The organism is Virgibacillus sp. AGTR (assembly GCF_016919725.2).
Lineage (GTDB): Bacteria > Bacillota > Bacilli > Bacillales > Amphibacillaceae > Virgibacillus > Virgibacillus salarius.
Window position 1 is genome coordinate 1 of record NZ_JAJERH010000079.1, and the last position, 20,100, is coordinate 20,100.

Annotated in this window: 26 protein-coding genes and 1 pseudogene; 7 read left to right on the forward strand and 20 right to left on the reverse strand. The window is 37.0% G+C overall.

Annotation, left to right across the window (positions count from 1 at the left end; translation table 11 throughout):
• Positions 1-133 precede the first annotated feature (133 nt).
• From JUJ52_RS19540 to JUJ52_RS19575, 8 genes are all read right to left on the reverse strand, one after another.
• Positions 134-1,387 carry an MDR family MFS transporter gene (locus tag JUJ52_RS19540; protein ID WP_228089125.1) on the reverse strand — a complete coding sequence of 418 codons (1,254 nt, stop codon included), beginning with the start codon at positions 1,385-1,387 and terminating at the stop codon, positions 134-136.
• 23 nt (positions 1,388-1,410) lie between these two features.
• Positions 1,411-2,589 carry an ATP-grasp domain-containing protein gene (locus tag JUJ52_RS19545; RefSeq protein WP_228089126.1) on the reverse strand — a complete coding sequence of 393 codons (1,179 nt, stop codon included), beginning with the start codon at positions 2,587-2,589 and terminating at the stop codon, positions 1,411-1,413.
• 25 nt (positions 2,590-2,614) lie between these two features.
• Positions 2,615-3,268: an alpha/beta hydrolase family protein gene (locus JUJ52_RS19550; RefSeq protein WP_228089127.1), complete on the reverse strand. Its 654-nt coding sequence runs from the start codon at positions 3,266-3,268 to the stop codon at positions 2,615-2,617.
• 116 nt (positions 3,269-3,384) lie between these two features.
• Complete coding sequence (locus tag JUJ52_RS19555) at positions 3,385-4,332, reverse strand: Gfo/Idh/MocA family protein (protein ID WP_228089128.1); 948 nt, start codon at positions 4,330-4,332, stop codon at positions 3,385-3,387.
• 38 nt (positions 4,333-4,370) lie between these two features.
• Positions 4,371-4,736: a hypothetical protein gene (locus tag JUJ52_RS19560; RefSeq protein ID WP_228089129.1), complete on the reverse strand. Its 366-nt coding sequence runs from the start codon at positions 4,734-4,736 to the stop codon at positions 4,371-4,373.
• A 10-nt stretch (positions 4,737-4,746) separates the two neighbouring features.
• On the reverse strand, positions 4,747-5,490 hold the full coding sequence (locus JUJ52_RS19565) for an ATP-grasp domain-containing protein (RefSeq protein WP_228089130.1): 744 nt from the start codon (positions 5,488-5,490) through the stop codon (positions 4,747-4,749).
• A 21-nt stretch (positions 5,491-5,511) separates the two neighbouring features.
• Positions 5,512-6,720 carry an ATP-grasp domain-containing protein gene (locus JUJ52_RS19570; RefSeq protein ID WP_228089131.1) on the reverse strand — a complete coding sequence of 403 codons (1,209 nt, stop codon included), beginning with the start codon at positions 6,718-6,720 and terminating at the stop codon, positions 5,512-5,514.
• 11 nt (positions 6,721-6,731) lie between these two features.
• Positions 6,732-7,247, reverse strand: coding sequence for an NADPH-dependent FMN reductase (locus tag JUJ52_RS19575; RefSeq protein ID WP_228089132.1), 516 nt, complete (start codon positions 7,245-7,247; stop codon positions 6,732-6,734).
• Between the two features lie 972 nt (positions 7,248-8,219).
• On the opposite strand from JUJ52_RS19575, the gene JUJ52_RS19580 reads away from it, so the two are divergent.
• Both JUJ52_RS19580 and JUJ52_RS19585 read left to right on the forward strand, forming a co-directional pair.
• The gene (locus JUJ52_RS19580; RefSeq protein WP_228089133.1) at positions 8,220-9,134 is read left to right on the forward strand and encodes a tyrosine-type recombinase/integrase; all 915 of its coding nucleotides are present in this window, start codon (positions 8,220-8,222) and stop codon (positions 9,132-9,134) included.
• A 224-nt stretch (positions 9,135-9,358) separates the two neighbouring features.
• A complete protein-coding gene (locus tag JUJ52_RS19585; protein WP_228089134.1) occupies positions 9,359-9,457 on the forward strand; it encodes a putative holin-like toxin in 99 nt (32 codons plus the stop codon).
• Positions 9,458-9,635: 178 nt separating this feature from the next.
• On the opposite strand, the gene JUJ52_RS19590 is transcribed toward JUJ52_RS19585, so the two are convergent.
• The 11 genes from JUJ52_RS19590 to tmk all read right to left on the reverse strand — a co-directional run bounded on the left by JUJ52_RS19590 (position 9,636) and on the right by tmk (position 17,224).
• Complete coding sequence (locus tag JUJ52_RS19590; protein ID WP_228089150.1) at positions 9,636-10,244, reverse strand: leucine-rich repeat domain-containing protein; 609 nt, start codon at positions 10,242-10,244, stop codon at positions 9,636-9,638.
• Between the two features lie 428 nt (positions 10,245-10,672).
• Positions 10,673-11,113, reverse strand: coding sequence for a DUF2538 family protein (locus JUJ52_RS19595; protein WP_228089135.1), 441 nt, complete (start codon positions 11,111-11,113; stop codon positions 10,673-10,675).
• 45 nt (positions 11,114-11,158) lie between these two features.
• Complete coding sequence (locus JUJ52_RS19600) at positions 11,159-11,701, reverse strand: hypothetical protein (protein ID WP_228089136.1); 543 nt, start codon at positions 11,699-11,701, stop codon at positions 11,159-11,161.
• 45 nt (positions 11,702-11,746) lie between these two features.
• Positions 11,747-12,268 (reverse strand): hypothetical protein, encoded by a 522-nt coding sequence (locus JUJ52_RS19605; protein ID WP_228089137.1) that lies wholly within the window; start codon positions 12,266-12,268, stop codon positions 11,747-11,749.
• Positions 12,269-12,550: 282 nt separating this feature from the next.
• Entirely contained in the window at positions 12,551-12,793 is a 243-nt protein-coding gene (locus JUJ52_RS19610; RefSeq protein WP_228089138.1) for a hypothetical protein, read from the reverse strand.
• Between the two features lie 364 nt (positions 12,794-13,157).
• Positions 13,158-13,376, reverse strand: a complete 219-nt coding sequence (locus JUJ52_RS19615; RefSeq protein WP_228089139.1) for a hypothetical protein — start codon at positions 13,374-13,376, stop codon at positions 13,158-13,160.
• On the reverse strand, positions 13,373-13,630 hold the full coding sequence (locus JUJ52_RS19620; RefSeq protein WP_228089140.1) for a hypothetical protein: 258 nt from the start codon (positions 13,628-13,630) through the stop codon (positions 13,373-13,375). Before JUJ52_RS19620 ends, JUJ52_RS19615 begins: the two co-directional genes overlap by 4 nt.
• Positions 13,627-14,073, reverse strand: a complete 447-nt coding sequence (locus JUJ52_RS19625; protein WP_228089141.1) for a hypothetical protein — start codon at positions 14,071-14,073, stop codon at positions 13,627-13,629. Before JUJ52_RS19625 ends, JUJ52_RS19620 begins: the two co-directional genes overlap by 4 nt.
• 700 nt (positions 14,074-14,773) lie before the next feature.
• Complete coding sequence (locus JUJ52_RS19630; RefSeq protein ID WP_228089142.1) at positions 14,774-15,343, reverse strand: TIR domain-containing protein; 570 nt, start codon at positions 15,341-15,343, stop codon at positions 14,774-14,776.
• On the reverse strand, positions 15,333-16,184 hold the full coding sequence (locus JUJ52_RS19635; RefSeq protein WP_228089143.1) for a macro domain-containing protein: 852 nt from the start codon (positions 16,182-16,184) through the stop codon (positions 15,333-15,335). The genes JUJ52_RS19630 and JUJ52_RS19635 overlap by 11 nt, the downstream gene beginning before the upstream one ends.
• Positions 16,185-16,459: 275 nt before the next feature.
• Entirely contained in the window at positions 16,460-17,224 is a 765-nt protein-coding gene (gene tmk / locus JUJ52_RS19640) for a dTMP kinase (RefSeq protein ID WP_228089144.1), read from the reverse strand.
• Between the two features lie 226 nt (positions 17,225-17,450).
• Here tmk and JUJ52_RS19645 point away from each other — a divergent pair, with 226 nt between their 5' ends.
• Genes JUJ52_RS19645 through JUJ52_RS19655 form a run of 3 tightly spaced genes read left to right on the forward strand, consistent with a single transcriptional unit; the run spans position 17,451 to position 18,396 of the window.
• On the forward strand, positions 17,451-17,786 hold the full coding sequence (locus tag JUJ52_RS19645) for a hypothetical protein (RefSeq protein ID WP_228089145.1): 336 nt from the start codon (positions 17,451-17,453) through the stop codon (positions 17,784-17,786).
• Between the two features lie 37 nt (positions 17,787-17,823).
• The gene (locus tag JUJ52_RS19650; protein ID WP_228089146.1) at positions 17,824-18,144 is read left to right on the forward strand and encodes a hypothetical protein; all 321 of its coding nucleotides are present in this window, start codon (positions 17,824-17,826) and stop codon (positions 18,142-18,144) included.
• 21 nt (positions 18,145-18,165) lie between these two features.
• Complete coding sequence (locus JUJ52_RS19655) at positions 18,166-18,396, forward strand: hypothetical protein (RefSeq protein ID WP_228089147.1); 231 nt, start codon at positions 18,166-18,168, stop codon at positions 18,394-18,396.
• 123 nt (positions 18,397-18,519) lie between these two features.
• Here the strand turns inward: JUJ52_RS19655 and JUJ52_RS19660 are convergent, their stop codons facing one another.
• Entirely contained in the window at positions 18,520-18,744 is a 225-nt protein-coding gene (locus JUJ52_RS19660; RefSeq protein ID WP_228089148.1) for a hypothetical protein, read from the reverse strand.
• A 503-nt stretch (positions 18,745-19,247) separates the two neighbouring features.
• Here JUJ52_RS19660 and JUJ52_RS19665 point away from each other — a divergent pair.
• Both JUJ52_RS19665 and JUJ52_RS19670 read left to right on the forward strand, forming a co-directional pair.
• Positions 19,248-19,535, forward strand: coding sequence for a hypothetical protein (locus JUJ52_RS19665; RefSeq protein WP_228089149.1), 288 nt, complete (start codon positions 19,248-19,250; stop codon positions 19,533-19,535).
• Positions 19,513-20,100: pseudogene (locus JUJ52_RS19670) on the forward strand (hypothetical protein); the annotation flags it as partial. The gene JUJ52_RS19665 and the pseudogene JUJ52_RS19670, both read left to right, overlap by 23 nt.

The following is a 20,100-nucleotide window of genomic DNA, read 5'->3' on the forward strand; positions in this document are numbered from 1 at the left end:
AGACCTCTCCTTGGTATTTATTAATTTCGGAGTCAATGCGCATTGACACCCTGTACTATACCAAGGGGGCTCTTTTTTGTTCAACCCTCAAATTTCTTCATTACAGGAATGCTCCTATAGACAAAAATTATAACTATTGGGCTTTCTGGTATATTAATTCCCTTTTCTTATAGGTAATATATGAGAACCCAATCCCTATGATAACACACAAAATATATAGGAATATCATTCCAATGGTTCCGATTAGGTTACCCACTATTATTCCCATAGCTCCAAACATTTTACCGAATTGGAACACAAAACCATTGAAAGCCATGTAAGCACCTCTTTGATCATCATTTACCACCTCGGCCAATATAGACTGCCGTGTCGGTACGAATATTAATTCTCCAAGGGTTAGTATTACAACTGAACTGAAAATAATAAGTAGATTGTTGGAAGTTAACAAAAGGGAGTAACCCAAACCAAATAAAACAAAACCAATGTACATATATTTATACAGTGATCTACTTTGGACAAATTTGCTGATGATTGCTGCAAACAAAATAACAAGGATAGTGTTCTCCACTGTAATCAGACTCAGCATTCGTATCCCATCTACATAAAAATTTCCGAAGTTAAATAAAGAAACATTAAAAGGAGGGAAGTTTTGTTCCAGGTTTACAGCAATATAGTTGTTTCTCTGGAACTCTATGGTGAATATGGCGATTCCCCCCAAAGTAAATGCAATATAAGGCCAATCTTTAATAACCTTTTTGTAGCTTTCCAATAGAGGAGACAACCCATATTTCCCTTTTATATTAGTTGATTCCCTAGGTACATATGTTTCAATAATAAAAAATTTAGTAAGAATAAAAGTGATTATGGAAACTGCCAACAAAGAAATGAGCAGTTCAAACAAGTGAGTCTTAAATAACCATCCTCCTACTATAAGCCCTATCATTAGCGAAAAATTTACGGCCCAATAGTTGATAGAATACATGAAGACCCGAGTCTCTTTTGTACTCACGTCTATTAACATCGCATCAGCTGCAGGATTTACTATTCCAGCTGAGATACTGACGACCAATAGTGAGAAATACATCATCCACGGCGAGCTCCACCATGGAGAATTGGCTGCAATCATTCCAATAAAGGCTAAAATTTTCAGTGTTTCTCCAAACACCATCATTTTTTTTCTACCTATAACATCTGCAAAATATCCGCCGTATAAACTAGTGGCAAATTGTACAATAACCTGGAAAGTTAAAAGAATTCCAGCAAGAGTTGTGTTCAGTTTAAGAGAGAAATATATAGCCATAAAAGGAAAAATCATATTCCCCACGACACGACTCAAGAAAGAAGTATAGATTCGCATTCTAATGTTAGGGTGTAAACTTTTTAGCAATTTAACCAACCTTTAACATAAATTTAATAACTTATGATCGTACAATCATAAGACCTTTTCATTTCAGCTTTTAATTCTTTATAAGAATCTGCTGCTAATTGGACAAAAGCTGATCTATCAGTATTGGACTTTGAAAATTTCTGACCTGCATCATTGCTTTTCTTACTTAATCTTATATTTAAAAGTTGGTAACCGGTATTTTCATTCAATTCAAATTCACCTTTTTCCAAAAACTTGATTCCGGCATATTGAAAAACGCTTCTCGGTTGGTAATTTATCTCTTGACCTAGCGCAATATCGAACTGAAGGTCATATATATTCACACCGATGGCATGGTATACCAAATCACATATGAAATCTCCAGCCGGTCTAGCCCCTACTTCAATAAAAAATAGTTCCTGATTATCTGGAGAAAGCTTAAATTCCAGATGGAATATGCAATTATCTAAGCCAAGGGCCATAACTATTTCTTTGATTTTATTTTCAATATCCCTTTTGGTACTCTCTTCAAAAGGATAAGGTAACAAATGCCCTTCTTCTACAAAGGAGTTGTTAGAATCATCTACTTCTTTTTCAGTTATACAAATAGTGGTGGGTTTACCAAATTGAATGAATCCTTCGGCACTAAATTCTTTTCCTTCTATATATTCTTCATAAATATATCCTCGACCATTATAATCAGGGATGTCTTTTAAAGCAGCGGCAAGTTCCTCTTTTGAATTAATACGCTTCACCCCTATACTTGCTGCCATATCCACTGGCTTTATAACACCAGGAAAACTGTTGATGGATGCTATATCAGTTTCATTATTTTCTAAGAAATGAAATTCGGGTTGCTTAACAGAGGTTTGATTCAAACTTTTTCTCATCAGGAGTTTGTTTCTTGCTCTTAAAGAAGCTTCATAATTGATCCCGGGTAGTTGGAGCTTGTTTGAAATCCACGAAGCAATTGGAACCAAATGTTCTGAGAATGTAATCACCCCTGCAATCTGACTAACTTCCAGATTTCCTTCAATTAACCTTAATATCTCTTGCGGGTGATCAAGTTTATCAATGTACAGCTTTTCATCAAAAAAAGAGGAGAATCCCCTGTTCTCAAAGGTATCAATTAAGATCGTGGTGAATTCCCCTCTCTTAACTAATGTTTTAATACCAAGTTCCCTGTGACCTCCTACTCCAAGTACTAGTAATTTTTTTGACATAAACACACTCCTGCCTTTTGAATTATTATTTCTCGCTAGAAACATTTAAATTAAGCCATTCAATAACCTCTTCCATCATGCCTAGGCTGAGGGCGTGGTTGAGTTTCGGAAACTCTTTTAATTCCACCTTATTATTTTTATCAGCATAATATTCGCTTGCTTTTTGATAAAAAGCCCTTTGGGAATATACGGGTACTACTTTATCTTCTTTTCCATGCAGTAACAGAATTGATCTTGGATACATATCCTTAATAAAATTGATGGGGTCACTTTCTTTTATAAAAGTTTCATATTTATCCTTTGTATTTCCACTGAATAAATTTGCTATACGCTCTGACTTTTGCCATGCGGAGGAGCCATTAATATTAATCAACGTGCGAAATGATTTTTCATGGACAAAGATATGAGAGGAAATATACCCTCCCATCGATATTCCTATTAAACCCAAGTTATCAGTATCGACACTTGGTATTTTTTTTATATGATCGACTATGTGCCTGGACTCCTGGATAGAAGTATAGATAGCCTCCCACTTACCAACTTCTTCTGAACCCGGTTTCCCTCTTTCCCCGTGAAAGGGTAATTCAGGAATATATACTTGGTATCCAAATTTACTCAAAACGTGGGCAAAAAAAATATTTTCCTGTATAGATGAAGACCAACCATAATATAAAAGCACTGTTGGAAATATCGAGTTATTGTTAATCTGAGGAGTGACCTTCACACATGGTATACCCTCAAATTCCACCTTTTTTACCGAATCCATATGACATACACCTACTCTCTTATAACTCCCTATACAACATGATTCACATTTGTTTTAGCAATCTCATTTCTTACCTTTTCTACTGTAAACAATGACTTGTATCCTTCGTTTCCATCTGCTTTTGGCTGACTCCCGTGGGAAATAGCATGAAGGAAATCGTCCAGTTCGGAAGAAAGGTAATCCACACTAGTTCCATAAAGTCCTTTAAAAGGCTCAATGATTCTTATTTTGTTTCCTGTATAACAAAAAATCTTTTTATTAAGTAGATCGAACTCATATACTCTATTATGGAACACAAGTTTCCATTTTCTTTGTTTATTCTGTGATGCACGGCTTGCAGTTAAATTGATGATAGTATTTCTTTCAGTAGATAATTGAACGTTTACTATATCATTTTTTTGGGAAAATATATTGACCCCATAAGCATTGTTTATTCGTACTTTTCCCAGGTTGTTGTATCGGATAAGGTCGATATCATGAATCATTAAGTCCATTACGACATCCACATCAAAAATCCGCGGATCAAAAGGACCCTCTCTTACAATATCAATATATAATGGATCTCTGCTCATTAATAAGTTCGAAATATAGGTATTAATCGGATTGAACCTTTCTATATGTCCTACAGCAAATATCACGCCATTTCGTTTGGCAATTTTTATTAATTCATTGGCTTGCCTCGAGTCATGAGTTACCGGCTTTTCCACTAAAACATGCTTCTTATTCTCCAGGAAAAATTTCACTATCTCAAAATGGGTATGTGTAGGAGTTATGATACTCACCGCATCTACTAAGTTAAGCAACTCTTTATAGTTTGTATAAATAGGAATTGAATATTTTCTTTTCAAATCCTGATGGGTGGTCGTGTTGGTCTCTGCGATTCCTACTAAGTTTGCTTTCGATAAGGATAAATAACTGGATATATGTCTTGCCCCCATATTTCCGGCACCAATTACACCAACTCTTATTTTTCTCAAGAAATCATTCCTCTCAATAAAAACTTTGTTTTTAAGCTCTATATATGGGAATAAAAAGTTCTCGTTTTTCCAGACTGTAAGGGAGGTATTTCATCTGTCAAAACGACATTCACTTCTACTTTTGGCCCAAGCCCTTGGCGGACAATACTAATGAGGTTATCTGTTATTTGGTTAAATAAACTTTCTTCTGTAACTAAATAAACTTGAAATTGATTATAATCTATCTGTTCCACTCTATATCCTTCAATACAGTCGTATCCACCCTCGATAAGATCGTTAATTACACGCTTGAAGAAAATGTCACCTAATAATTCGTTTTCTCCTTTAATCAGATCTCCAGCTCTTCCTCCTGCTAAATGGAGTATGTGAGACTTTCTTCCACAAGAACAAGTTTCTCTACTCACCTTCCCTAAGTCAGGTCGCCAATATTTCCTCTACTCTTTTAACGACATTCTGATTTTCAAACGGGGTATATCGTAAGCGCTTCAATGGGTGTATACCCTCTACGCTAGTTGCCCCCTTATATACCATTGGCATGAAAGTATAGCAGCCGGGCTCTCCTACTATTTCCATAGAGAGTTCCACTCCACTCACATATTTTTCTATTACCATACCTTCATCAAGGGCAGGGTTATCGCCGAGAAATTGATTCAATTCACTATTGTTTTTTATGATTTGATTTCCCATCCCCCCTGAGAATCTACTTTTCTTCATAATAAAGGGATATCCATGTTGATTAACATGGCTTTCGACATCCGGAAGACTAGTTACGACCTTGCCTGAAGCCGTAGGGACCCCTTTACGTTGGAAATAGTTTTTTGAGTTATCCTTATAAGATAGATTTTTAATGACCTCTAAAGGGTTGGCTACTACCGGAATACTTTTAGTTTCCAATTTCTGTTTGATTAATGCATCTCTCTCAAGGGTTCGTTCAGCAGATATACAAACCACTTTGTCCACTTGTAAGGTTTCAGCAACTTTGACAAAAGGATCGGGGTCTGTAAACGAGTCAAATTGGCTTACCCCTTTATATCTATCATTTTTATTATCCTTATACGTATTTAGCGTATATACTTCATGTCCCTTATTTATTGCATGTTGATAAGCTATATCCAAGAGGTGAGTGTTTCGTGTAGCTATCAGTATTAAAATTTTCAACAGATATTTCCTCCTATTGGCTTATATCGTGCTAATTTTTATTTGTTTAGTAAGATATTCAGCCTTGGAAAGTGGATCCTCATCCAGCGATGAAGTTACTATCAAATGGCCATATGACCTATCAAAGGTATTAGTGATTTTTTTTATATCTTGACCTTCCTTTATTTTTATATCCAAGAGTTCTACATCACTATCTTCTTTTACCGTTTCAGGAACAACTATAGATTCGACTGTACCAATTTCTGGAATAAAAAAACAAATACACGCTTTCTTTAGTTCGCGGTCGGTGACCTCAATTTCCTGCTTCATAAAAGAGTCGTATACAAGTGAATGAATCTCTACCCCTTTATATATTTCAATCAGCTTGGGAATGCTATCTCCCCCTGGTCGGAGATGGGTTTCCAAGAACACAGGACCTTCTTTTGTTACTATCACTTCCGTATGGGCTGCTCCATTTACTATGTTCAGTTTATTGAGCAGCTCCTTTACATTAGCAGATATAGTAGAATAAATTTCTGGCGTCAGCTGTGCCGGCATTATATGACCTTTCTCCACAAATTGATTGGAGTGCTCATTTCCGTCCCCCAGTAGTATTTTCTCAGTGATGCCTAAGATATGGGTTTCCTCATTACATGTAATAGTTTCCACACTGTATTCATTTCCTGTTATAAATTTTTCAGCGATGTATTCGCCATCTAACTTTAATTCCAGAAGCTCATTTTCCGAATTTATTTTTTTCACTCCTAAGCTCCCTTGTCCTTCTACTGGCTTAATAATAATGGAAGACTCGGCCTCTTTAAAAAAATCGGCTACCTCACCTATTTGTTGACACTTTTGATATGGGACAGTTTGGAAACTATTTTCCAACAAGAATTCTCTGAATTTAGCTTTGTTGTTCATTATTTCAATAGAAGCGTTAGGAGCAAAACCTGCCCCTCTTATGTACTTATTCGTTAACTTATTAGCTAAATAAACACCATTGTGTTTATCAGTAAAAGAAATAATTCCTTTTATATGTTCTTGTTTGACTAAACATCCTACAACCTCTTCAATTTCACTTTCATCATTTACGATAATAGTCCGGGAAGCTTCCATTATCTTTTTATTATGTAAGTTATCATGCCCAAGGCTTTCTTTGGTTAGTATGTTAATAACTTCGTATCCTTTCATAGTTCCTGCCTTTAATGAAGCGTAATGGCCAAAAAGTAAAATCAACTTACCTTCCATCATGATCATTCCCTTTAGTAGATTTCATTTAGTGTTTTACCTGATAACGTGAGAATGTATTCAGAAGCTTTTTTTAGAAGATCAGAATCGACCCTTCCTAAATCTTTGTCAATATCTTTTTGATCAAATATGACTTGGTTGGCAACCACGTTCGCGCCTAGACTTCTGAGTACCAATCTTAGGTTGTTTAAGGCATTAATTCCTCCCTTCCCTCCTCCTGCAGTCCCAATCAATAAAACTTTTTTATCAGAAAATTCATTACTGGAATAATAATCTAAAAAATTTTTTAAAGCTCCACTCATTCCCCCATGGTACTCGGGTGTAGTAATAATAATTCCTTCATGATCAGATATATAAGATCCGACTTCTTTAATTGTATTATTTAATTCCAGATCATTGGCACTTCCCATAATCGGAAAATTTAAGTCCTTTAGATTTAAATATTCCAACTCCTGGTGCAAATTTAATAAATGGTTACAAACGAATTCTGTATTCGAATTTCTCCTTACACTTCCACACACTAATAACATGCCAACCTCCTAAAAATTACATAAACCTAATTGCGTTTCCAAAATTCCGTATTTTTCAACACCTTATTTCCATTGTAATAGATGATAGGAAATTTTTGTATTGGGCATGTTGTATATCCTGGAAATGATTAAAAAGGTTTTCATTTATCAAGTTTCTCTACTTGTCAGTATTGCTTATTATCTTTTCCACCTGATAGTTAGGATTTTCAACCTTCCATTCTAGGTGCCGTTGAGGTATCTCTTTAACGTTCGTTTTTGATAACAAGAATTCCACAACTAAAATTCTATTAAACCACCTTTAATCCCAGTTCCAAAAACCGTCTCTAAATCTATATTCCATTATGTACACCTATAACTCTTTTTTATAATATGAAATTAACGAAATCAAAAAAAGGAGATTCTAAAAAAGTTGATCCCTTTCTCTTGAAAGTCATTGATCAGATCGATCCACGAGGTGCTTCGTACTTCTTCCAATCCATTTTAAGATATAACCATAATCTTAACATTATGGTAGCGATTACATTGGGATTTGTCAATAATATGTAAATATTCTTTTATTTATATGTATAGTAACTTAATCTTTTGAAATAAACTTCAGTATCTTTTCTTTATATTCTTCCTTTTCTCTTTAAGCGCTTCATATCTCTTCTCAAATTCTTCTCGTCATTTCTCTCTGTTCTTTTTTCGTTTGCCCAATTCCAGAACTTGCGGTTTGGGATTCAATTTAATAAGATCACTCATTTTTTAACATCACTTTCGGGATTCTCTTTTTTTTCGTATTATGTTCTACATCTGGTACCCAATATGGAGAAAGCCATTTTGGAGCAATAAAAGTATTTTACTTAATAATCTTGTGAAATATTTTTTGTACAAGCTGTATTTATAATTTATACACTTTTCCCGGCATGAGCGATATAGTAAAATACTAAACATATTGGATGCGTAAAATTTTAATCAAAGGTAGGTGTATAAATGGAACACATTTCATATCTTGATGACTATATCAAACATTTGGAAAAAAACAAAAAGAAACCAGGAACGATCAAACAATATACGTCTGATCTAAAACAATTTGTGGGATGGCTGGAATCGTATGCGAAAAAAAACCTTTTTCAACTAAACGATACGGATCTCATGGCGTATACGGATCATCTAACAAAAAAGAAATTTCGTGATACCACTATCAAGCGTCACATGTCTTCTATTAATCAATTCCTGGTATTTTATCACATCAATGTTGACCTATTAGCCGAAAACGTATACCGTGCGCCTTCTTTAGAGTTACACGACTTTATATCAGATAAAGAAATGAATATATTAGTCCAATCCATGCAAAAACTGATTCAATCTGTAGCAAGAGATATACTCATCAATCGAAATCTAGCGATCATCCATTTAATTCGATACAAAGGGCTTCGTCCCAAAGAAGCGTCTTCTATTGACATGCACATGGTTAACCTAGCTCAGTCTACTATTAAAGTTGAAGTAGATGGCCAACAGACAATATATAAATTACTGGATAAACACGTCCAATACATCCGTGATTATTTAATAACTATCGATCAACTTAAAAAACCGAAATTAAAATCAAATGACCCTTTATTTGTTTCCTTTAACAATCGCAGCAATGATTACCAGTATGATTACGCAAACGAACAGCCAAAAAGGTTATCAGCAAGAAGCATACAGGAAATGATTAAAGATGAGGTGCGTCTTGCAGGCCTACGAAAACTTTCTGCAAAACATTTACGGAACAGTTGCATCCTGGATCACATACTAAGTGGCCAGGATGATAAAGAAATTCAACGATATTTCCATTTAACGCATCCGTTTTCGTTATATCGATATAAAATGTATCAAAAAAATTTACAGGATGGAAATATATAAGTCTTTTATCAACTTATGATTAAATTTTTTTGTACTTGGTGTAAACTTAACTTCTGTAAATATGGTTTGAAGTATAGCAAACCATTGATATCACAGGGGTTCCTTTATAAAAATAAAGGTAATTTATGGTTGTTTGTGTTATAATAGGAGACAGATACGCATTCGGTTTATCATCTTTGATAAAGGATAGGGTGGTTGGGTTATCCCCGAATGGGGGTGATGCCATGACAACTTTTGAGGTTTTAACGCTCATGATCTCGTTTGGAACGATGCTCATTGCGCTAATCGCAGTTGTTGTTGCTATTTTAAACGCAAAAAAATAGCCCCCCTGTCTGCAAAATGGGTAAGGGCTATTTTTTCTTTATAGATTAGATAACGCCAATCCCCTATCAAAAGGATGGGTATCTACGGCCACAGTTACAGCTGTGGTCGTTTTTTTATTATATGAATTTCTATTTATAGTATACCACATTTTCACGAAAAGTACACTAGGCTAACGTTTTACAAGCGATGCTCAGCTAACGCTCGAAAGGCATCGACGTATTTTGCATGATGATTGAGCAGTACTCGCAGATTCTTGGCTTGTGTTCCCGTGACCTTGACATGAGCCATATCTTCTGTTCCGAGGTTGAACGCGTGACGATGGATAAAAGTCGGTGCCCCTTCAAAAACAATGTCTGTGAGGGGATTATCACCGAACGCATCCGAATGAATTTCTTGGGTATTTTCCGGCAGAACGAGTCTGGACAATTTGTTGTGACGAAATCCAGAATGTGGAATAGAGAAATGATTTTCCCCCAGCCGCAGGACCTCCAGCTTATTGTACATAAACGCTCCGTCTTCGATTAAAGAAACGCTCGGCGGAATACGTACGTCTGTCAATTCGTTAAATGCGAACGCATAAAACCCGATGACCGATAACGTCGGTGGGAGAACGATTGATCTCAAACCCTTATTCCAGAAAGCATCCGGTCCGATAGAGATCACCTCCATCCCATCAATATGTGTCGGAATTACCACGTTTTTTTCCGCTCCGTCATAATCGACAATTTCCCGCCGGAATTCATCGAAACTAAAATGACTTTCGTCCGTGGTTACAAAATTTATCATCACAGGTTCACTTTCCCCTCTTTTTTATTAATATATTTAATTGTACCACAAAGCATATCACAAAAAGAAACACCCAGCAGACCGCCGAGTGTTTCGTTACTTATCTCGTTATATGAATCTAAAGCTTATTTTACCTGTTCGGCATCATATTTTTTGTATATTGTGTACATCTATAAATAAAGAAAACAGAAAACCCAAGCCAAAATAGGATAATACCAATACCTGCAACATTAGCAAGAAAAGGGTACGCAAGGTATCCGCCTACGGCCCAATGAATAGTCCATAAAACAACTAAACTCCATTGTGACATTTGCAGCAATACCGGAAAACGCTTAGTTATCCATAAATATAGGTTTAACACAAATAACATTATAATCAACACATTCGTGACCATTGTTCAATCACCTCTGCTGTTTTACGTGACACTATTAAAGGAAACCGATGCGTAGATCGATCGCGCATCGAGCAACACGTATATTGTCCTCATCTAGTGATTTCAAGCAGTCCATTAGGTTAAAATCATCATAACTAGTCCATAAATTTAACGCTAGCTTCCCCAACTGGATCATCGAATTAGTGAGATCGTACGGTTTTCGTTCGATCCACGCATCGTGGTCAGGGTGTAAAGAATCACCATGATCATCCCATTCTTTATTATACTCATCTTGCCAGTAAAGATAATTCAAGATCCATTCTGCAGGAAATTCAAAGTCATTTATATGGTCTTCTACTTTATCAAATATGATAGGTACAGATAGGATATAACACGCAGCCTCATACTCTCTACTTTTTTTGGATGCAGGGTAAATCATCGACACCGTTCGAAAATTAGCCTCATGTTGATCGCTAACGAAATACATTGATTTCATGTCATCACCTCTTGGTAAACAATTGTTTCTTTTAGTCTACCATATTTATCCGATAACTCCTTCTATCATTTCTTTCTCGGTCGCATCTATTTTAAAAAAGGAATAAATATGATACGTCAAACCATCGCTTGCATCATCTAACGCTAAAATATACAAACCGTCTTTCGACACGACCGCATACTCGTTATATACATTTGTTTTTCGTAAAACAAAATCAGTATGATCTAACTTTTCTGTGATCAACGCATGTAAATTCTTTTTTCTCTCCTGCTTGATCCGTTGAGATATCACCGATTCCATCGACATACAGTTATCGCATAATGCCACTAACTTTTTAGAATAAAAAGTTAGTGGCACCAACGGGAATTCTGCTTCCCGTCTTGCCTTCGCAATCATGGACCGAACATGCACCAATCTTGATACTAATGTAGCAAGATCAGGTTGTTGTTCTTGCAATGCCTTATCCACTTCCGTCAAAGCGTCTTCAATAGATCGTATGCTTTTCTTCAACCCTTTAATGGCTATCGCAAAAGCCCACCAGCAAAAAAACAGAAGTAATACCATCATCAAAATGATTTCGAACATCATAACGATCCTTCCTCTTCGTCCATTTTATGCATGCTTTATTCATCTTTACAAAACAATACGATACACGGCCTGCACTTTCGTGCGCGGATCATCATATGTAACGGTATCCAACCACACGTACGGTACCAACACACCAACGTTCGCCAATGCAATACGGTCTAAAATCGCTTCTTTGCGACGGTATTTGTTCATACGCATGTAAAACATCACATAATCCCCGCGGTTGACATGCAACTGACCTTTTTTCATAACACTTTCGTCACCATACAAATCAATTGTATAAGCAAGTTTCTGGGTCGCCTCATTATACTCCTCGTCAATACTGATACACGATTTCAATACATTGTAATTCCTGTGTGCAATATCCCATCGTAAGTGATTTTCAAATGCCTCGCGCCGTTCCTTCAGTTCATCTTCGTCCACCCTATTCTTCCACCCCATGTCGGCCAGTCGTATCGACCATTCCCCTTTGATAACTCGGAATCCTGATGAAATTGGTTTTTTCAAAATTTTACTCTTAAACGGTCGAATAAGACTTTGTTCTTTATTCTCTTGGATTGTCGGCATCACTACGTCCTCCTTTTTGCTGTTGTGCTTGATAAAAACCAGCAGCCTTTTTCATTTTCCAATATATACCAATAATAGCATATGACGGTAAAGTTGTCACGAAAACATTGATAGCCCAGCGTTTTTAAATAAATTTATCCTACGCAATAAATAAAAAAACCGATTGAACTGGCCATCATCGGTTTTTACTTATTCAGGAAAATGAAATAATAAATAGTAATACTAAAACTGTTTCAAACCATGTAATAATATGATATAACACGACTAATAGCGATATCAGAGTCAAGCAAATCCGGCAAAACCGCCCCTGATATCCGCATAGAAATCCTGAAACCAATTCCAAATATCCATGATGTAACCGGTAATGACATCAAACGCCACTACAACATCCAACCCATTCGTAAAAAGAAGATACCCGTAACCAATAGCTACAACCATCAGAACAAGCCATATGATCGTCCGGAGGTTACTCATTAGACCAGACGTAACATTCATGACTAGCCGAATCAAACCCAACTGAAACATACACCTGTCCTCCTCTTGATCCCCTATAATTCCCATTAATTACCTATTTTTAGTATAACAGAACAGCCTTATACACACGACGGTTCACAGGAGTATAACAGCATAAAATATGTAACAAAAAGCACCAGATAAACCCCGTGCGATTTCGTCATCTACTACCTTTTCCGAAACACTTCGTGCAGGTCACCTTGATTCCCTTATCTTCCAAGACGGGAATGCCGAAAAACGTCTTGTTTCCCGGCAACGTAATTGAATCAAACACAAAACCGTTTCCGCTACAATGACCGCATCGTCGCTGTTTCGAATGTTTCACTCCCATTTTTCGTCTCATGGTGTTATCTCCTTTTATATTGATTGGTGTGGCTCATTCATCGTCGTCATCATCCAAGCGAATGACCTGTATCGTATCCCGACTTCGCTTTCGTTTGGCCAATTTACGTTGATATGCCTTTGTCATATAAAAACGGATGGTATCCGGCTTCACATTACGATGAGCGGCGCATTCTTCAATGGTACCAGCAAATAAAAATGTATCCCCTTTGTATATAGCAACTTCTATATCCTTTGCTCTTTTTTTCGTCATCGTTGCCTCCTCCTTCTTCCCAGCTCGTCCGGATCATCTGCGCAAATTCGCGCATAGGACTCTTCCGCTATGCGCAGCTCTTTTTTCGCACGGATGTACTGCCTTTCGGCATAAGCTAAGTTTGACTCCGCGTCTTCTAGCTGATGTCGTACCATCGATTTCAGACGGTCAAACTCTGTAGACATCGAAAAGATCTCCTTTTCTGCCTCCAACTCATCTGCTCCACCCAAAAGTTGTGACGGGTTCATCGTCATACAGGCTCACCACCTTCCATATATAAGCCGGTTCGTACATCATACCGTAAAACAGCACGCAGCGCTGATTCGGATAAGAAAATATATGCCTGTTTCGCCTGCATGGAATACGGTTCAACCGGACGAATAATTTCTTGCATCGACGGCATATCCGGCTCAGTGGTTACCTGACGGACATACTGACGAATAGGTATCGGATCTTTGTGATAAACAGCTTCCAGTTCATGCTCCGTGAGATGCCACGTTCCTTCTATGATAGTTCGCATCGTTCTCGATCCAACGAACACCTCCCCGTTCTCTCTTGCCCGAGCTTTTAAAAACCTAACGCACAGTTGTATGAGCGAATGTGTCATGTTCTTCTGTGCAAGATAAGTTTCTATTTGGCGATATGTAATCGTACATGATTTCGGTCGTAATTTCTTTCCTAACACATTGAAATACATCGACATTCTCCCCTTATTAATAGATGATTCGTTCGTTTATTCTCAGTACTTCTTTTTCACCATATTTACCATATATTTACATTTTATCACAACACTTGCGCGCATACAAGCAACAATCAACTGTATAATCAGCGTTTTATATGGAAATCGAGGGGGAAATGCTCAAGCATTTAAACAGGTTTTCACGCCCAGGTATTTCTATACCACAAGTTCCTCTGTTCCTGGTTTTTTCGAGAAAACTTTATATGCGTAAGTTGTGTATTATATATTTATTTTTTATAGTCTTATATTAGAAAAAGAAGGAACAAAGGAACATGATTGTGTGACTCCTTGATACAAAGCAATTTCCCTGTTCCTTATTGCTATGAAAATCCAGGGACATTCAAGGGACATTTCAGGGTAAAAAGGAACAAAAGGCTTTCAAGCATGTAAAATGACACACATGTTCGTGTGACACTAGAGTGAATTACCACAGATTATTTGCTTGCATACGTGCAATATCCGCTCAAAAAAGGAACAAATAGGTCAGAAAAGGAACATTATTGCCACCAAAAAGGAACAAAGCAGGAACACAAAAAGTCACACAGTTTTTCCTGTGTGACCTACTTTAACAACAAATCCGGATGATACGTGTTGTCGTGGTAATTGTTAGATTATTAAAAAATATGAACCGATTTTTTAAGTTATTACTAGATCACTCTTAGCACTTATAAAAGTATGCACTAGCACTACATTTTGAATTTACCATAAAGTCCTTGTCATTTAATGCGTTTTTAATCAGATCCTTCTTAAAAGGTAAATGAATTGTAGGGACCTCCGCCATAGAATCTCGAAATGAAGGTAAATTGTCCCATAAATCCTTGATCCCACGCTTGATGGTATTTGACTCACAATATATAATATCGCTCTTATTTTTATATTCAGGGTAGACGACAATAACTGGCAATCCCTTCGTACCTATTCCATAGTTTATTTCTTCACGCAATGCTTTACTATTTTTTGTCACTGAACTTAAAAATAAAATTATATTCTTTGAATTACTCAGTCTTTCATGCAAACGAGGTTTCAACGTTTTTTCCCAGTCACTTCCGTCCCTCACATTATAGTTTTTATTATGTGAATCATTAAAGGGAAAACTACTATCATCGGCTTTCCACGCCTTTAGCAGATTATAAGATGAAAAATCCTTTGTGGCAGATGCGCCCAAATTGCTTTCACTAAAAGGTTCACTGACATAAAATGCTGAATAATTACCATTCTTATATGACATTTTTTTCAAACTCCTTTAATTTATAATAATTTATTTTTTTATGATGGGACCCGTGAAGAACGATAGTAACTTTAGAAGGCTCTCTAAATTTAACTTTACTAATTTTGAAAGTCCAAAGCATAACTTCTAGTAATTGATGAGGAGTTGCACCGAAATCCTTATGCCTTGTTATACCGGAGCCTAGCAATGGAACAACTACTTCTTGTTGAGCATAAAGAGTATTTACTTCATTCCAGAAATGAATTAAGCAGTTAGCATATTCATGCAACTTTAAATTAGCTTCATTCTTATCATCAAATTTTGAAAATGCTACAAGAAAAAAATCCTTATCTTTATATATAGACCCTAAACGATATCTAATATTTTTTCCACCTAAAGGACGTTCTACATTTTTTTCAACTATTTTAAACGTCATTCGTGTATCTTGAATAATTCTTTCGTCTAAATCTGATGTGTTAGTATAAAATTTGTTTAAATATTGTCCGTTTAAAGATGATCTAGATATTATGTTGTCGTCTACTGTTGTATCAAAAAATTCATTAAAGGCAATAACTTTATAGATATTTCGAGGAAATGTAAAAATATCACCTGCCTTTATTACAATCTCTGACCCGTCAATAATTAAATTAATTTCTTTTAACCTTAAATTTTTAATTAAACTAAATAGAATGTAAATAATAGTAATAATTACTAACCCAAGTAAAATAAATTGTTTGATAGTACCTTTACCGAAGTCAATAAAAGCAAGTACTGTTGTGGCTATTCCGAATAATGCACCAGGGACAACCCAAACGCTTTTCCAAAAATCCTTATCCTTAACAATTTCACTAAATTTCCACATATCATTCTCCAATCATAGTTTGCTAGAAGCATTTGATAACGTTACAAAATCTGTTTATCAACTATATTATAAGTAATAAACTTTTGATAATCTACGTGATTTGTCAATAAAAACAATGAGGAGTTTATAAAAAATAAATGTTCAATAAATAATTATAATTATAAAAATTATGTAATTCAAGAAAATTATTAGGACTAGTTAACTATTTGAAATTTCAATCCCGAAACAAAAAAATCCCTGCAGCAATACAGGAATTTTAATCAAACTATCAGGTTTTATTTGAAATCATCAGCAGTACGTGACCAATAATGAAATGTACTGGCTTCTTTATTTGAGAAAGACTTTTTCATGTCGTCTGTCTTCAACGACTGACCCGTGTATATCTGGTATAACCGTCCGGCTGCTTGCAATAATTGGGTCTTGGTTATCAAGGGAGGTTGATTGGCATCTATGACGTGTACACCGATTAGATCACTCTTTTCCTGAAATAGACAGGAATATTCATTTTTTGTATAACGAAGGCGCTCAATGTCCGATTCATAATAGTCGTTATCCCCATACTTACCCCTTCGACTCATGCTGACTTCTGGTTCCACATCCAAATAAATCACAGAATCTGGTAGACGCATATACCGCGTGAGTTCTGCAAGCCAACGGTCATCATTATCAAACGCACCGTATGCCCACTCCGTATGCACGTACCGATCAATCAATAAAATATCGACCCCTTTACGTTCACATTCCTGTATATATGTCTGAGCATGTTGTTTGTCAGCAGCTTGGAGCAATTCAAATGTCTTTTCATCGGCCAAAAACTCCCCTTTCAGCCACTGTTGAATAAGCATACCGATCGGTGTGTCATAGTTTGGAAAACTGACCCTTTGGACATGCAATCCCTTTGAAGAAAAATACTCATAAAGTACATTTGTTGCCGTGTGCTTTCCAGCTTTGTCCAATCCTTCGACGGCTATTATTTTCATTCCCGTATGTTTACCCTTTTTATTTATATGTTTTTTCTGTTTATCTCCTTGCCCAATCATTTTTAAAACCCTCTCTATTCAGCGTTTTTATAATTTAATTATACATTATTTTCCATTTATGCGTCAATAAACCTAACCTTTTCCCGGCATCTGACATTATATGCCTAATGAAAAATTACCAATACCTCTTATATAAGAGAAAAAGTTGGGTGCGAGAATACCGCACCGATAGAAAAGGCGAAAATCAAAAAAAGTATAGAGGAAAAGATGAAATGGGAGGACGATTATGCAACCAAACTACCAAAATGTACAAGCTGACTGTACCATCGAATTCCAGGTTATCGATTCAAAAACGCAAAAACAGGCGTGGGAAATATATGAAAACCTAAACTTCCAAGGGCCAACTATTGAAAAAGTAATTGAACGCGCACAACTATATGTCGGACGACCGGAACGACACAACAACGTCACCGCTATTCGACTTACTGGAAAGCTAACCATTATTGATCAAGAAAAAGATAGCTTATTTGACCACCTAAACACGATCACCTTGGATTTACACATTTTAAGGAAACATTCTATGCCAGTATCAGGCTCAGATGATATCGCAAGCGGGCAGTAAATCTTAGAAGAAGTCGAATCGAAAGGAGGAATAGATCGTGCTCACAACCGAGCGTCACATCTTGAAATCCCTACAACACGTAACCAGTGAACTACCCGATCTCATCAACAAAAAAGACAGCCATTTCGTCATCGAAGCTACAAATGCCGTAATTACCGCCCTGCTTGACGCGGAGGAACCGATCAATAAGACGCATCGGTATCATGAACGGGCGAAACACATCACGGAAGACTTGCAGACGTTCATCCAATATCGCGCAAGGAACAATGGAGTGCCAATTCAGCGTATACCTACAAATCTAACGGAATCACAGAGAAAAGACCCAAAGAAGCATAACCACTACGAACAACAACACTAATTAAAAAAGGAGCGAGTACCTATGACTGTCATAGCCGACACGAAACAAACCAACCAACTGACTAAAAATAATGTAATGAACGCAAAACGAGTAGCCAACCTCCTGCGTGCAACAAAACACCGTCTTTATGCTTACAAATCAGAAGGACGTTACATCTGCCGCGTCGTAGACAAAAACGGAAACGTTGCCGGTATTTCATCCCGTTCCACTCTCGAAGGGGCTGTAACGATTGCTGTGGGAAATATCCAATAAACCGACACCAGAGGATTTCACCAAACTACAATGCATATCGCTGTAAACATCCAAACGTTTTAACAAAAAAACAACTAAAAACCCACTCTTATAAATAGAATGGGTTTTTTTCTTGTGAAAAATTTATGTAATTACGTGGACGTCGAGAATCTCCCCAGACACATTTTCAATAGAAAACGATGGTACCGTGATGGGGACCGTAAATCCTGATTCAGGGTCTTGCTCTTTTCGTGCTTCAAAAGGTCTACCATTCCCCCACAAAACTTCTCCGGCTTCGTCCGTGAAAACAATGACTGCATGAATTTTTTTCATACGACCTTTCCTCTTATGATAAATGATGTACGACAATAATCCTGCTCCATCATACCGTAGCTTTATCATAAAGAAAAATTAAACCAAAAAAAGATCCACTCTTAAACTAAGAGCGGATTTTATCGTCACGGAAAAGAGTGACAAACCTACACCAAAGGTCTGCCTTGCGACTGCTGTACCAAACACTAACCTATTAAATACACCACCGACTGTTAAATTATTATAGCACAGCATATGTGCGCGTTCAAGCACACTGTGTGTTTAGCTGAAGGCAGAAGGCACCAAAACCTGTCCCGATGACTCAGGACCGGTAAAACCAATGAAATAGATGAACACAATCATTCAGCCTAAAACGAGCATGCGCCCACATTGTTTTTCCTTTCATTGTGAGCCGATGGTCATGAGTCACGCATTCCAAACTAAAAAGACAAACGATTACGTGCGGGATTATGCCCAGCATGAGGTCACAACTCATGTCAATGTTAATTCTCACAGAGAGGATTAAGCCAAAAAAACCAAAAATACAGGAGGAATAACTTATGCCAAAACCGAAAAAACAATCACATAAAAAGAAACTCGTCACCGCCGACGATTACCGTAAGGACCGGGATTACTGGAAACGCAGGGCCCTCAACCAGCAAAGGGTCATTGACACAATTAATCATCACAAATACCGTATTGAAAGCGACCGGAATGCCTCTAAAAACGCGCTAGAATATTTCAGGAAGTCATTACGGGAAGTATGCCCACACGATAAATGGACTACACAACGAACAAAACCCATTTCAAAAAGGAGCGATTCTCATGGAAAACACCTCTTTATCTAAACCATCTCAGACAACTAAAGAACCAGCACGCATTAACGAAGGAGCTTACTATCCGACTAAGGATATGCTTGCAGAAATGATTAAGCAGTTCCAAGCACCGGTGACACATCGTGCAATCCGTCCAGGGTTTATTGCACGATCCGACGGTTTCGATGTGGACCAAACAGTCGCAGACTTAGAAGACCAACCTGGACAGGAAGGCTTATTATCCCGACTACTTAGCGTAAGCGACTTGAGCGAGAAAGTATATGAACGTTTCGCTGAAAACCCGAACAGTCTTTATAACTGGTATCCCGCGGTCGAGAAAGCAATCGCTAAAAGTAATACCGAGCTGAAAAGTCCGGCAACAAAAGTTATGCGGTTACCAATCGAGATGGCACAGTTCATTCGACTCGAATACCAAAATACATCTCAAGCTGACAAAGATCTATTCAATCAATTCATCTTCGATCAGTTCGGACTAGAAGATGATAAGACCTACTTTATCAAGACCGGTACATTCTCTTCCAAGTTTCAATTTGCAAACGCCAAGTGTAGCGAACCACGGGAAATGGGAGAATATTTC

Bases quoted from the DNA above. Each gene is read 5' to 3' on its own strand.
- JUJ52_RS19620 (WP_228089140.1), bottom strand. From the start codon at position 13,630: ATGACGATGAACCCGTCACAACTTTTGGGTGGAGCAGATGAGTTGGAG.
- JUJ52_RS19575 (WP_228089132.1), bottom strand. From the start codon at position 7,247: ATGTTATTAGTGTGTGGAAGTGTAAGGAGAAATTCGAATACAGAATTC.
- JUJ52_RS19545 (WP_228089126.1), bottom strand. From the start codon at position 2,589: ATGTCAAAAAAATTACTAGTACTTGGAGTAGGAGGTCACAGGGAACTT.
- tmk (WP_228089144.1), bottom strand. From the start codon at position 17,224: ATGATTGGGCAAGGAGATAAACAGAAAAAACATATAAATAAAAAGGGT.
- JUJ52_RS19655 (WP_228089147.1), top strand. From the start codon at position 18,166: ATGACTGTCATAGCCGACACGAAACAAACCAACCAACTGACTAAAAAT.
- JUJ52_RS19610 (WP_228089138.1), bottom strand. From the start codon at position 12,793: ATGTTTCAGTTGGGTTTGATTCGGCTAGTCATGAATGTTACGTCTGGT.
- JUJ52_RS19645 (WP_228089145.1), top strand. From the start codon at position 17,451: ATGCAACCAAACTACCAAAATGTACAAGCTGACTGTACCATCGAATTC.
- JUJ52_RS19635 (WP_228089143.1), bottom strand. From the start codon at position 16,184: ATGTGGAAATTTAGTGAAATTGTTAAGGATAAGGATTTTTGGAAAAGC.
- JUJ52_RS19570 (WP_228089131.1), bottom strand. From the start codon at position 6,720: ATGATGGAAGGTAAGTTGATTTTACTTTTTGGCCATTACGCTTCATTA.
- JUJ52_RS19665 (WP_228089149.1), top strand. From the start codon at position 19,248: ATGCCAAAACCGAAAAAACAATCACATAAAAAGAAACTCGTCACCGCC.
- JUJ52_RS19590 (WP_228089150.1), bottom strand. From the start codon at position 10,244: ATGATAAATTTTGTAACCACGGACGAAAGTCATTTTAGTTTCGATGAA.
- JUJ52_RS19595 (WP_228089135.1), bottom strand. From the start codon at position 11,113: ATGAAATCAATGTATTTCGTTAGCGATCAACATGAGGCTAATTTTCGA.
- JUJ52_RS19625 (WP_228089141.1), bottom strand. From the start codon at position 14,073: ATGTATTTCAATGTGTTAGGAAAGAAATTACGACCGAAATCATGTACG.
- JUJ52_RS19600 (WP_228089136.1), bottom strand. From the start codon at position 11,701: ATGATGTTCGAAATCATTTTGATGATGGTATTACTTCTGTTTTTTTGC.
- JUJ52_RS19630 (WP_228089142.1), bottom strand. From the start codon at position 15,343: ATGTCATATAAGAATGGTAATTATTCAGCATTTTATGTCAGTGAACCT.
- JUJ52_RS19585 (WP_228089134.1), top strand. From the start codon at position 9,359: ATGACAACTTTTGAGGTTTTAACGCTCATGATCTCGTTTGGAACGATG.
- JUJ52_RS19605 (WP_228089137.1), bottom strand. From the start codon at position 12,268: ATGCCGACAATCCAAGAGAATAAAGAACAAAGTCTTATTCGACCGTTT.
- JUJ52_RS19615 (WP_228089139.1), bottom strand. From the start codon at position 13,376: ATGACGAAAAAAAGAGCAAAGGATATAGAAGTTGCTATATACAAAGGG.
- JUJ52_RS19580 (WP_228089133.1), top strand. From the start codon at position 8,220: ATGGAACACATTTCATATCTTGATGACTATATCAAACATTTGGAAAAA.